Raw genomic sequence first — 13,471 nt, forward strand, 5'->3', positions numbered from 1 at the left:
CCCATTTCATGAAAACCTACCAGGCCGGCACGCTCAACTACACCGCGAGGGGGCTCGCCTTCCTTTTCTTCTGGCTCCTCTGGGGCGACTTCGCCTTCACCTTTTTCGAGAGCATCTTCGGCCGCTTCCTCCCCTTCTACCTGAAGGATCTCAACGCCTCGAACACGCTGATCAGCGTCATGACGGGGAGCATCGCCGGGGCGGTCAACATCCTCTTCCTGCCGAACTTCAGCCGATGGAGCGACCAATACCGGAGCCGCCTCGGACGGCGGATTCCCTTCCTCTACGTCGTCGCGCCGGTCACCGCCCTCTCGCTGGTCGGTGTCGGCTTCGCGCCCGAGATCGCCGCGTGGATCCACCTCCATTTCCTTTCCCGCGTCGCCCCCTCCGTCGCCGTCGGGACGATCATCATCGGGCTGCTCTGCTTCCTCGTCGTCAGCTACCACTTCTTCAACATGATGCTGGTGAACCTCTACAACTGGCTGTTGCGGGACGTGGTGCCGCAGGAGACCATCTCCCGGTTCCTCGCGTGGTTCCGTGTCGTCGGGGCGCTCAGCTCGATGGTCTTCCTCTGGTACGTCTTCCCCCACCTGATGGAGCGCCGCCGGGAGGTCTTCATCGGCGTCGCGCTTTTCTATCTCGCCGCCTTCCTCCTCATGTGTTTCTGGGTGAAGGAAGGAGAGTATCCCCCGCCCCCCGCCGTCGACGAGCGCCCCGGCATGGTCGAGGCGTTTCTCCTCTACTTCCGGGACTGCATGAGTGTCCCGATCTACCGGAACTTCTTCATCGCCTACCTCCTCGCCTCGATCGCGACGAACTGCGCCGGGCCTTTCGGCGCCCTCTTCACCCGGGATACCCTCCACATCACGATGCACGACATGGGGAAGCTCTTCACCTGGGGGACGGCGGCGGGGCCGATCGCCTTCGTCATCATCGGGTGGTTCTGCGACCGCTTCTCGCCGCTCCGCGTCACCCTCGTCGGCTTCTTCGGGATGGCGATCGGGTGCGTGGCGGGCTACTTCCTCGTGCAGGGCAAGACGAGCTACCTGGTCTTCAGCCTCGTCAACGCCCTCCCCTCGGCGGCCTGGGGCATCGGCTCCTTCGCGGCGACGATGAAGCTCTTCCCCTCGGAACGCTTCGGGCAGCTCTCCTCGGGCCTCAACGTCTTCGGTTGCGGCGCCCTCATCGTCGGCAATTTCCTCATGGGCCGCTTCATGGACCTGGTCCATAGCAACTACCGGATGACCTATGTCTGGAGTGCCGTCCTCTTCACCCTTGCCGCCTATCCGATGTGGCTCGTCATCCGGGATTGGAAACGTTACGGCGGCCCCGATCACTACGTCGCGCCGCTCCCGCCCGTCGTCTGAGCGGGACGGGAGATCTCGGAGAATGTTTGGACAAAATGTTTGGACAAAATATTAAGAAAGTCGGGCGGCGGGGCCTATTGCATTGGCTTCGTCGCGGCCGATTCTTACAACCAATACAGAGACCCGCAGAATTTCCTTCGCGTTCGATCTTGGCCTTTTTTCCCTCCTCCGCACTGTAACTCCTCATTGTGAAATCTCTCCCCCGTTCCGTGAAAATCGTCGCCTTCGGTCTCACTCTCGCCCTGGGGTCGGGGCTCCCCGGCGCGGCGCGGGCCGACGATGCCCAGGCGGCCCAGGCGGACTGGCAGCCGTGCGGCTGGGGCGGCGGCGGCTTCTTCTATTCGGCCGTCTTCCATCCGACGCGCGACGGCGTGATCTACATGGGCGGCGACGTCAATGGCACCTACCGGACCGACGACCACGGCCTCCACTGGAAGATCATCAACAACGGGCTCATCGACCACGGGGTCTTCTCCCTCGCCGTCGACCGGACGAATCCCGACACCGTCTATGCCGCGACCGAGGGCGGCCTCTGCAAGAGCGTCGACCAGGGGGAGCATTGGCAGCTCCTTCCCCAGACGGGAAAGAAGGATCTCCACATCACCGGCGAGAAGGGAAAGAGCTTCCGCAGCGTCGCCGTCGATCCGACGAACGGGAACAACGTCTATGCGGGGACGCCCCTCGGCAAGGTCTACAAGAGCGCCGACGGCGGCCAGAGCTGGAACGTCGCCTACACCGTCCCCGTCGCCGCCGCCCCGCCCGGCACCCTCCGGGGCCAGTTCGGCAAGGCGAGCGGCGGCGCCTACGGCGGGTTCTGGTTCCAGATGAAGTATCCCGACGGGGCCAACGCCGCCGAGTGCACCGGGATCGGCTTCCGCTTCCAGGCCCAGCCGAACAAGGCGGTGACGCTGCCCCGCACCTGCCTCGTCATCGTCCAGACCTCCGCCGGGGTCTCCTACCGGAGCAAGAACCTCCCCGAGATCTTCGGCAGCGCCGAGCCCCAGACCGTCATCCTGAACACCGCCGACTTCGCCCTCGATCCCGATTACGTCGCGAAGAACCCGGCGAAGGCCGCCACGCTCCCCCCGAAGCCCGATTGGGCGACGGTGAACCGCCTCGACTTTGCCTGTTCCGGCGCCCTCGACCAGGAGGCCTACGCCGGGGGCTTCAGCACCTTCTTCTACGTCACCCCCGCCGGGCAGACGCCGATCAAGGACTTCACCGTCGACAAGGACATCAAGACCTACGCGAACTTCCGCCTCGGCGAGGCGACGGGCGGCCCGGTCTTCACCGTCGCCGTCTCGCCGAAGAATCCCTTGCTGGTCGCCGCCGCGAGCGCCGACGTCGGCCTCGTCCTCAGCCAGGACGGCGGGACGACGTGGAAGGAACTCGACACGCCGAAGAAGGCCTCCGGGGTGACCTTCGATCCGTCCGATCCGAACACGCTCTACGGGGCCTTCTTCGGCGACGGCATCTGGCGCTCGACCGACCTGGGCAAGAGCTGGACGAAGCTGACCGAGGGGGTCGCCGCCGACTTCAACTTCCACGAGGTCGTCGTCGGTCCGCCCCTGCCCGCCTCGGCCCATCCGACCCCTTCCGCCCCGGCCAACGGCAAGGCCCCCGCTCCCCTTCCGGCGACCTTCTCCGACCTCTACGCCATCGGCGACAAGGCGTGGGCGGGCGGCCTCTACGTCTCGAACGACAACGGGGCGACCTGGAAAAGGATCTCGGAGCTCCACGTCGACATCGACGCCGATCCGACGATGCAGCGGGTCTTCAGCTCGTCGCCGAAGATGACCACGGCCCTCAGCGCGCCGACGAACCTCACGATCAACCCGGCCAAGCCCTCGGAACTCTACATGAGCGCCAACTGGTGGCCCTGCTGGAGCGACGACGGCGGCATGACGTGGCACGAGCGCGACCGGGGGGCCGACATCACCTGCGTCGCCGACATCCGCTTCGGATCGAACGGAAAGAAGACCTACGTCAGCGCGATGGACGAGGGGACCCTCGTCACCGAGAACGGAGGCGAGACCTGGCGGCAGCTCTGGCCGCTCAAGTTCACCGCCGACCTCAGCGGCCACGACTGGCGTCTGAACGTCACCTCGGTCAACGGCGTCGACCGGATCATCAGCACCGTCACCCCGTGGGACGGGCGGTATCCGAACCGCGTCGTCGTCAGCGAGGACGGCGGCGGCACCTTCAGGGTGACGACCGAGGGACTGCCCAATTACCTCCCGCACGAGAACGTCATGTGGGGGACCGGCTATGCCCGGGCGCTGGCCGTCGATCCGAAGAACCCGATGATCGTCTACCTCGGCATCGACGGCGACGCGACGTCGACCAAGAGCGGGGGCGGCGTCTTCAAGTCGCTCGACGGCGGCCTCACGTGGAAGCAGCTGGCGAACCAGCCGGGCAGCCGCCGCATGTTCTACGGCCTGGCCGTCGACCCGACCGAATCGAAGCGGATCTATTGGTCGGGCATGGGGATGAAGGGCGGCGTCTACCGGAGCGAGGACGGCGGCGAGAGCTGGAAGAACGTCCTGCCGAACAACCAATGGTGCTTCAACATCCACGTCGGCCCCGACGGCGCGATCTACGCCCTCGACACGAACGTCTGGCGGAGCGTCGACCACGGGGAGAACTGGAAGAAGATCACGAACTTCCCGGAGAACTGGGCCGGGATGGGCTTCGACATCGATCCGCAGAATCCGAAGACGATGTGGCTCTCCCGCGGCACCTGGGACGGCGGCTCCACCGGGGGCGTCTACAAGACCGTCGACGGCGGCGCGACCTGGGACCTCATCACCGGGAACATCCCCTACGTGAAGCCGATGGTCCTCCGCTTCAATCCGGAGACCCGCGAGCTCTGGGCGGGCGGCGTCGGCATCTACAAGCTGAAGCAGCCGTTGGTCGCCCCTTCCAACTGACGCTTCTTCCCAGTGCTCCCCGCCATGCGCCTCGCCTCCCTCTTCCAGGATCACGCCGTCCTCCAGCGCGATCTCCCGATCCCCGTCTGGGGCAGCGCCGCTCCCGGCGAGCGGGTCACCGTCACCCTCGCCGGGGAGACGGCCCGGGTCGCCGCCGCCGATGACGGCCGCTGGCTCGTCCGCTTCCGGGCGCGTCCGGCGGGCGGTCCCTTCGAGCTCGCGGCGGAGTCGGCCTCGGGCCGCGTCGTCGTCCGCGACCTCCTCGTCGGCGAGGTCTGGCTCTGCTCCGGCCAGTCGAACATGGAGTGGACGCTGAACCGGTCGAAGCCGTTCGACGAGGTTGCGACGGCGCCGATGCCCGAAGTCCGCCTGCTGACGGTCCAGAATCCCGCCCGCCTGGTCCGTCAGGCCGAGGTCGTGGGACGCTGGGAGGTCGCGACCCCCGAGGCCCTCGCCGCCTTCTCGGCGGTCGGCTGCTGGTTCGGACGGCGGATCCATGCGGAGCTCGGCGTCCCCGTCGGCCTCATCTGCACGGCGTGGGGCGGGACCCGTATCCAGGCCTGGATCAGCCGCGAGGCCCTCATGCAGGACCTCCTCGGCCTCGACGAGATCGCCAAGTTCGAGGGCGAGGTCTTCGATCCGACGCTGCCGCAGAAGGAGACCTACGCGGATTACGCCGATTGGGAGAAGCGGGGCGCGCCGCAGGACGCCGGGAACCGGGGCCTCGCCGAGGGCTGGGCCGCCCCCGGCTTCGCCGACGGATCGTGGCAGACCATGCCCCTCCCTTCCCGCTGGCAGAGCCACGGCCATCCCGGGAGCGGCGTCTTCTGGTTCCGCCGCACCGTCGTCGTCCCGCCCGCCTGGCGCGGACGCGATCTCACGCTCCGCCTCGGGATGGTCGACAAGCACGACGACACCTGGGTGAACGGCGAGCGGGTCGGCGGCCTCTCCTGGGCCGACGGCCCGATGACGTGGGCGACGCCCCGCGTCTATCCCGTTCCCGCCCGCCTCGTCGCCGCCGACGGGAGCGTCGCCATCGCGGTCCGGGTCCGTTCCCACGTCTATCACGGCGGGATCATCGGAGGGGGGGAGAAGCCGGGCATGAGCCTCGGCTTGACTCTTCCGCTCCCCGACGAGGAGACCGACGCCACCGACCGCCTCTCCCTCGTCGGGGAGTGGCGCTACACCGTCGAGCAGGATTGGGGCCTCGTCATCCCGCCGACGACGGCGTGGGGGGCGGAGGACCAGAACTCCCCCGCCATTCTCTTCGCCAGCCGGGTCGCGCCGCTCCTCCCCTTCGCGCTGCGCGGCGTCCTCTGGTACCAGGGGGAATCGAACGCCTCGGAGGCGAGGGCCTACCGCCGCCTGATGCGGACGCTGATCGGCGACTGGCGCCGCGCGTGGGGGCAGGGTGATTTCCCGTTCCTCCAGGTGCAGCTGGCCAATTACATGCCCGCCGCCGCCGAGCCGCTCGCGAGCGAGTGGGCCGAGCTGCGCGAGGCCCAGGCGATGGCCCTCGCCGAGCCGCGCACCGGCCTCGCCGTGGCGATCGACGTCGGCGACGCGGGCGACATCCACCCGCTCGACAAGCGGACCGTCGGCCTCCGGCTGGCCGCGTGGGCCTTGGCCGAGACCTACGGACGGGGCGGCCTCCCCTCCGGCCCGATCTACGCCGATCACGCCGTCGAATCCCGCGCCACCGGGGAGCCCGCCCGGCTGCGGGTCCGCTTCCGCCATGCGGCGGGGCTGCGGACGCGGGACGGCGGCGCGCCCCGACACGTCGCCCTCTGCGGCGGCGACGGGATCTTCGTCTGGGCCGAGGCCGCGATCGAGGGCGAGAGCCTCGTCGCCTGGCACCCGGAGATCGCCGTCCCCCGGGCCCTCCGCTACGCCTGGGCCGACAACCCGGAAGGCTGCAACCTCGTCAATGCCGCCGACCTCCCCGCCGTTCCCTTCCGCACCGACGCGGAGTAACTCCCCTTCCTCTTTCCCCATGCAAATCAACCAAGTCGTTATTACCGGCAAGCGCGAGGTCTCTCTCCAGTCCTTGACGCTGGAAGAAGGCAACCTCGCACCCAACGAAGTCCTCATCGAATCGGAGCGGAGCTTCATCAGCGCCGGGACCGAGCTGGCCGGGTATACCGCCACCGATGCCGACGTCTACAAGGAAGGGGCCTGGTGCGCCTACCCGTGGAAGTCGGGCTACGGCAACGTCGGCCGCGTCCTCGACGCGGGGAACGGTCTCTCCGCCTGGATCGGGAAGCGGGTCTACACGAACGGCCCCCACGCCTCCGTCTTCCGCTACACGCTCGATCCCATCTACCGGATCATCGCGTCGGTGCCGGAGGGGATTTCCCTCGAGGACGCCGTCGCCGCCCGGATGGCGATGGTGGCCATGTCGGGCCTCGACAACGCGAAGCCCGGATACGCCCGGTGGGTCGTCGTCATCGGCCTCGGGATGGTCGGCAACCTCGCGGCCCAGTTCTTCCGCCTCACCGGCGCCCACGTCATCGGCGTCGACCCGAGCGCGCGGCGGCGGCAGGTCGCCCAGGATTGCGGCATCCCCCACGTCCTCTCGGGGACCGAGGAAGAAGTCGCCGCCGGGGTCGCCGAACTGACCGGCGGCAAGCTCGCCGAGGTCACCGTCGACGCCGTCGGTCACAGCGCCGTCTCCCTCCAGGCCCTCCGCCTCACGGCGCAGGGCGGGGAAGTCGTCGTCCTCGGCAGCCCCCGCACCGAATTCGCCGGGAACCTCACCGAGGTCTTCCGCACCGCCCACATCCGGTGGATCACGATCAAGGGGGCGCTCGAATGGTACGCGCCGACCGAATCGCCTCTCGACCACCTGTACACGCAGCAGAAGAAGCTGGCGGCGATCTATTCCTGGATCGCCGACGGACGCCTCCGCATCGCCCCGCTCCTGACCCATCTCCTTCCCCCGCAGGAGATCAAGGCGGCCTACGAGGGGTTGCTGAACCAGAAAGAGGATTACGTCGGGGTGGTGCTGAAGTGGAAGTGATTCCCTAAACAGGGTGGTCCCTCCCGCCGCCAACCTTCCAAGCCTCCCGCAAGGGACGGAGGGCGGCGGGAATATCCTGTTCCCGCCTTATCCTCGATGCGGAGGATGGCCGCCTTACCTCGTGGGCGCGCCGGCGTAAATCAGCGGAAGACGATGTCGTGGGCGTGGCGGGTGACGAGGTCGAGGTCGTCGGCGTTGGCGACGTGCCGGCCGCCGAGCTCGAAGTTCTCGAAGACGACCCCGGTGACGGGATGGGCCGCGTCGTGGCCGCAGATGATGCTCACGGTGTAGCCGTCGTTGTGCTGGCTCTTCAGCGCCCGGACGTTGCGGATGGCGACGTTGCGGACGTGGCCGCGGACGGGATCGGTGTTCCAGCGCGACTTCAGGGTGCGGATGTCGATCAGGGTGTCGAAGTGGTGCTCGATGCGGATCGTGTCCCAGGTCACGTTCTCGACGCAGGCGCGGTCGCCGTTGTGGATGCCGAAGACCGAGCCGAACTCGTGGACGGCGAGGACGTCGATGTTCCGGAAGTGGATGTCGCGGATCACCTCGGTCGTCGTCTCGTAGCCGATCTCCATCGCGGAGCCACCGTTGATGTTGTAGAAGACCGAGTCGGAGACGACCACGTCCTCCACCGTCCCGGTCCAGGGCTTGATGGCGGGGCTGAGGGGGAGGCGCTCGTCGGGGCGCGAGGTGTTGGAGAGCGACTTCACGGCGATGTTGTCGTCGCCGTTGTGGAGGCAGCAGCCGGAGATGCGGATCTTCCGGGAGCCGACGATGTCGATCCCGTCGGAGCTCATCTCGCTGGCGATCTGCCGGAGGCCGTGGACGGAGACGTCGGTGCAGGCCCCGAGGACGAGCATCCATTGGCAGGGGCCGAGCATGAGGATGTCGTCGACGCGGGCGTTGGTGCAATGGTCGAGGACGATGCCCTTGCGGCGCTCGCCGTCGCCGCGCTCGACCCAATAGCCGCCGTCGAGGATGCCGTAGCCGCCGATGCGGACGCCGTCGACGTGGTAGGCCCGGATGCTTCCCCGGACGACGGCCCCGGGCTCGATCCAGCAAGTCTCCCCCTCGCGGAGGTGGATGAGCCCCGCCTCGTGGACGCGGCCCGTCTCGAAGACGCGGACGTCGGGCCCGGTCGGCGTCGCGGGGGCGAAGGGACGGGCGTAGAGATAGAGGAGGGGCTGTCCGGCGACCTCGATCTGGAGGTTCCGGGGTTCGGGAAGGGTGAAGTGGAGGCGGCGCTCGGAGAGTGTCGTCTCGATCCCGAGGACGAGGGGGCGGATGAAGAAGGTGCCGGGCTGGGGGGAGCCGGTCATCTCGATCTCGATTTCGACTTCGACGGGGCCGCCGCACTCGAAGGAGGCGTGGTGGGCCGCCTCGTGATGGAGGACGTCGAGGGGGATGCCGCCGACCCGCACGCGGAAGACGGCGGAGCGCCGGAGGGAGGACGGATAGAGATGGGGCTTCGGGGCCGGGGAGGCCTTGGCGACGGTCCCGGAGAGGGAGGGAACCGGGGGTTCGCAGGTGCGACTGGTCATGCTCCGATGGTCCCGCGCGGGGAGCCGCTTGGAAAAACCTAACTGCCCGGCGGGAGGCGATTCACATTGAAATGTTTCAACATCCCGACGGCCTTCCGGCGGTGTGCCCAATGAGGCGCGGAAAACGGGAGGAAGAGCCGCTCAGCGGCTTTTAAGGACGGAGGTCCGGAGGGCCGAGACGGCGAGGAGGCCGAGCGTCGTCGATTGGGCCGGATTGACCGCGATGTCGAGGTAGTCGATCGGCTTGCCCGGTTCCGGGTTGATCCATTCGAGGGTGTAGAGATAGGCGTGCCGCTCGACCGCTTCCCCCGCTTCGCTTTGGTTGACCGGGGCCATGCGGGCCTCGGGGAAGTCGAAGTGGGGAAGGTCGGGCCACCAGTCCTGGATGTTCGCCCGCAGGAACTCGGGCGAGACCGGGCCGGTCGGGTGATCGGCGGGGGGCTGGCCGAGGGGGACGAGGGCGATCTCGGCGACGGGCTTCTTCCCGCGAAGGAAACTGTACGTGGCGAACGGTTTCAGGAACCGGGCGTAGCCGCACCCGTGAAGGAAGTAGACGGCCTCGACCTTCGCCCCGATCGGGACGCGGAGGCGGGTGGGGAGTTCCTGCGCGTTTCCCTTCGTGTTGACGCTCGACTGGAAGACGACGGCCCCGCAATCGACGCGACGCGGCCCGCCGAGGATGCGGAAGGGGACCCCGTGGATCGAGCGGACGCCGGGGGCCATGTTCTTGAGCGGAAGGTCTCCGAGCCAGCCGCGCCGGAAGTTGAGCGGCCGGTTCATGTGGGGGGCGAGGTCGAGCTCCAGGAAGCGCGAGGCGTCGACCCGCGCGATCTTCTCGTAGGGCCGGAGGAGCGCCGTCTCCAGGTTCGGATCGGGGCACGGTTCGAGGCGGGGGGCCTTGTCCTTCGGCCCCTGGACCGAGCGGAGGAAGGCGGGCGTGGCGCCGGGAGCTTTCTTCAGGCGGGGGAGGTCCCGGGCCGACGGGGGCGGGGCCGTCCGGCTGGGGCCGGTGGAGCCGCGCAGGATCAGCTCCGGCTGGATGCGGATGCTGAAGGGGCCCTGGGGCAGGCCGGGATCGTTCCGCTTCCGGGCGAGCCGCTGCACCATCCGGAAGGCGGTCTCCTGGATGAGGTTGAAGTTGGCCTCGATGACGGTGATCGGCGGGGTGAGGGTGCGGAGGATCTGGGCGTCCCGCAGGGAGACGAGGGAGAGGTCGCGGGGCAGGTGCTTCTTGCGCGCGTTCAGTTTCTCGACGAGGAAGGGGATGTTCGAGTCGTTCTCGGTGTAGTCGATCAGCGCGGTCACCTCGTTCCATTCCCCGGCGAGGCGGTCGACGAGGTCGGCGATGTCCTCGCGGAGGGGGAGGGAGTTGTTCGGAAGCTGGATCCGCCCGGCCGATGCGGCGCAGCCGTGCTGGGCGCAGAGGTTCTTCCAGGCGGTGACGATCTCCGTGAGGGAGGCGGTCCAGGGCGGGGGGCACATGAGGGCGAATTCCCGGTGGCCCTGCTCCAGGAGGTGCTCGAAGGCGAGTTCGACGGCGCGGGGATAGTCCCCGAGGATCGACGGGCAGACGTCGACCGGATTGCCGACGCAGACGGCCGGGATGCCGTTGCCGACCAGCCGCGCCATCGCCTCCTCCCAGTAGCGGATGCCGTAGCCGAATGGGGGATCGAAGACGACGCCCTGCGTCTTCCCGTCGTCGAGCCGGTGGAGGAGGGCGACGGCCTCCTCCTGCGTCTCCCAGCTGTGGACCTCGAGGTCGATGCCGAGGTCCTTCGCCGTCTTGCGGTAGCTGCGGAGGTAGATGGAGCGGTGGGCGAGCACCAGGTGGCACGTGAAGGGGGCCGCGCCCGCCGGGGGCCGCTGCGAGGCGCCGAAGAGCCGGTAGCCCTGGCGGGAGACGAGGCCCTCCGCGACGAGGCGGGCCATGGCGCGATTCAGCGCGTAATGCCGGATGCCGAGGGTCTTCGCCAGCGCGCGTTCGGAGGGGAGGCGGTCCCCGTCGCCGATCTTCGCCTCCTTCAACCAATTGCGGAGCAGGGTTTCCGCCTCGTGGACGAGCGTGCCGAAGGCCATGGAAAATCATTTAAACATTCAGGTAAGGTTCGACAAGGGAAAGTTCGGTTCCGGCCGGTCCGCCTTTACAAATCGACGACGTCCCCTCCAATGGGAGAAGGACCCCCACATGCGTATCGCGCTGATTTCCCCGCCGTTCCGAGCAAGCCTTGGTTATTCGGTCGCCGAACCGTGGAAGACGGTTTCCCAGTGGCCCGCCTCGTGGGTGCTCCCGCCGGAGGGGAGGGAGTGGGAGAAGCCGTGGGTGGCGGCCTTCCGGTGCGCCTTCACCGCGGAGCCCGCGAAACGGGGGGGACGCCGCCGCGAGCGGATCCACGTGACCGCCGACGAGCGCTACGAACTCTACCTCGACGGGAAATGGATCGGCCGCGGCGCGGAGCGCGGGGACCGGGGGCGGTGGCACTACGAGTCATACGCCCTTGATCTCGCGCCGGGGGACCATTGCCTCGTCGCCTGCGTCTGGGCGTTGGGCCGGTTCGCGCCGTGGGCCCAGGTCTCGATCGCCCCCGGCTTCTTCTGCTGCCCCGAAAGCGAGGCGCTGATCCCCCGTTTGGCGACCGGCCTCGGGCCGTGGGAGATCCTTCCTTTGCGGGACCGCGTCTTCGAGAGCATGGACGAGGCGGCGGGAACGGCCATGGGCGCGGGGCCGAGCGAGCGGATCGATACCCGCCTCACTCCCTGGGGCTGGGAGGAGGGGAAGGGGACGGGATGGGCTTCGGTCCGCCTCGGCGAGGGCGGCTATCACGGAGAGCGCCCCCAATCGACGACGCCGACCCATTGGCTCCGTCCCGCTTCGCTTCCCCCACAGCGGAGCCGCCCCTGGAAGCGATTCCGGATCTTCCGCGCGGAATCGATCGCGCCCGGCGACGGCCTCGCGCTGTTGAAAGAGGGAAAACCGGTGACACTCCCCGCCCGGACGAGGGCCGTCCTCCTCGTCGACCTGGACGATTATCTCTGCGCCTATCCCGAGCTCCGCTGGAGCGGCGGCGCGGGGAGCCGGATCTCCCTCGGCTGGGCCGAGGCCCTGCGCGATCCCGAGACGGGGGAGAAGCGGCGGGCGGCGGTGCCGCTCGACAGCCGCTTCGTCGGCCCCGCCGACGAGGTGATCGCCGACGGCGGCGCGGGACGCCGGTGGCGGCCCCTGTGGTGGCGCTGCGGCTGCTACGTCGAGCTGCGGGTCGAGGTCGGCGGGGAGCCGTTGACGCTCGAGGGCATGACGTTTTTCGAGACCGGCTATCCGCTGCGGGTCGAGAGCCGCTGGACGACGCCCGATCCCGAGCTGGCCCGCCTCTTCGCCGTCAACCGGCGGACGCTGGAGGCGTGCCTCCACGAGACCTACACCGATTGCCCCTACTACGAGCAGATGATGTACGTCGGCGACACCCGGCTCCAGTGCCTCCTCACCTATGCGCTGGGCCGGGAGGAACGGCCCCAGCGGAAGGCGCTCGAGCTCTTCGACGCCTCCCGGGCGAACCCGACCGGCCTCGTCACGGCCTCCTACCCCAGCGGGGGCGGCCAGCTCATCCCCCCCTTCGCGCTCTGGTGGATCGCCATGGTCCACGACTTCGCCCGGTGGCGGGGACATCCCGATTACATCGCGGCGCGGCTCCCGGGCGTCCGCGCCGTCCTCGATCTCTTCCGCCGGGAGGCCGGCGTCGAGGGGGACGGAGAAGGGCTCGTGAGGGGCCTCGCCGGTTGGAATTTCTACGACTCGGAATATCGCCCGGGCGGGATCCCGAAGGGGTGTGTCCCCGGAGGCTCCTCCGCCGTCCTCCAGGCCCACTGGATTCTGGTGCTCGGGATGGCCGTCGAGCTGGAGGAGTACGCCGGGGAGCCCGAGTTGGCGGCCCGGTACCGGCGGTGGCGCCGGGCGGCGGTGACGGCCCTGTGGAAGACCTTCTGGGACGAGGAGCGGGGCCTCCTCGCCGACGATGCCGCCCATACGGCGTGGTCGGAGCAGGCGCAATGCCTCGCCCTGCTCGCCGGAATCTTCGACGGCCACGCGCGCAAAAAGGCCCGCGTCTGGAAGGGGCTGGAGGAGGGGACCGATCTCGTCCGGTCGAGTTGCTACTTCGCCCATTACTATCTCGAAGCCTGCCTCGACGCGGGCCGGGCCGATCTCTTCGCCGCCCGTCTGGAGACATGGCGGGAGGGACTCCGCGCCGGGTTCCGGACGACGCCGGAGAACTTCGGCACCACCCGTTCCGATTGCCATGCGTGGAGCGCCCATCCGCTCTACCACTACCTTACCGGCGTCCTCGGCATCCGGCCGGGAGCGGGGAAATTCGGCTTCGAGACGGTCGTGATCGCCCCGCAACTCGGCTCCCTGCCCGAGGCCTCGGGCGAACTGGCCCACCCCCTCGGCCCGATCTCGGTCCGGATCACCCGCCGAAAAGGAGGTTTTAGGGCCGAAATCGTCCTTCCAAACGGTTTAAAGGGCCTTTTCCGGGCAAAAGGGGTCGAAAAACCGCTCCGGGCCGGAAAACAGCACCTCGTGTGGTAGGGCCTTCTTTTATCTCCGATTCCTCTTCTAGG

The 13,471-nt window shown here is 68.5% G+C and carries 7 protein-coding genes; 5 read left to right on the forward strand and 2 right to left on the reverse strand.

Features of this window, described 5'->3' with window-relative positions:
• Positions 1-8 precede the first annotated feature (8 nt).
• The 4 genes from BLU04_RS08375 to BLU04_RS08390 all read left to right on the forward strand — a co-directional run bounded on the left by BLU04_RS08375 (position 9) and on the right by BLU04_RS08390 (position 7,316).
• Positions 9-1,367 carry an MFS transporter gene (locus BLU04_RS08375; protein WP_093284608.1) on the forward strand — a complete coding sequence of 453 codons (1,359 nt, stop codon included), beginning with the start codon at positions 9-11 and terminating at the stop codon, positions 1,365-1,367.
• Positions 1,368-1,555: 188 nt separating this feature from the next.
• Entirely contained in the window at positions 1,556-4,297 is a 2,742-nt protein-coding gene (locus tag BLU04_RS08380) for a hypothetical protein (RefSeq protein WP_157895214.1), read from the forward strand.
• Positions 4,298-4,321: 24 nt separating this feature from the next.
• Positions 4,322-6,271, forward strand: coding sequence for a sialate O-acetylesterase (locus tag BLU04_RS08385; RefSeq protein ID WP_093284613.1), 1,950 nt, complete (start codon positions 4,322-4,324; stop codon positions 6,269-6,271).
• A gap of 19 nt (positions 6,272-6,290) precedes the next feature.
• A complete protein-coding gene (locus BLU04_RS08390) occupies positions 6,291-7,316 on the forward strand; it encodes a zinc-binding alcohol dehydrogenase (RefSeq protein ID WP_157895215.1) in 1,026 nt (341 codons plus the stop codon).
• Between the two features lie 140 nt (positions 7,317-7,456).
• Here BLU04_RS08390 and BLU04_RS08395 read toward each other — a convergent pair whose 3' ends face one another.
• On the reverse strand, positions 7,457-8,860 hold the full coding sequence (locus BLU04_RS08395) for a glycosyl hydrolase family 28 protein (protein WP_093284617.1): 1,404 nt from the start codon (positions 8,858-8,860) through the stop codon (positions 7,457-7,459).
• A 141-nt stretch (positions 8,861-9,001) separates the two neighbouring features.
• Positions 9,002-10,936 carry a substrate-binding domain-containing protein gene (locus BLU04_RS08400; protein ID WP_093284619.1) on the reverse strand — a complete coding sequence of 645 codons (1,935 nt, stop codon included), beginning with the start codon at positions 10,934-10,936 and terminating at the stop codon, positions 9,002-9,004.
• Between the two features lie 109 nt (positions 10,937-11,045).
• On the opposite strand from BLU04_RS08400, the gene BLU04_RS08405 reads away from it, so the two are divergent.
• Entirely contained in the window at positions 11,046-13,439 is a 2,394-nt protein-coding gene (locus BLU04_RS08405) for an alpha-L-rhamnosidase (RefSeq protein WP_157895216.1), read from the forward strand.
• The last annotated feature ends 32 nt before the right edge of the window (positions 13,440-13,471 follow it).

Origin of the sequence: Verrucomicrobium sp. GAS474 (assembly GCF_900105685.1) — a bacterium.
Lineage (GTDB): Bacteria > Verrucomicrobiota > Verrucomicrobiia > Methylacidiphilales > GAS474 > GAS474.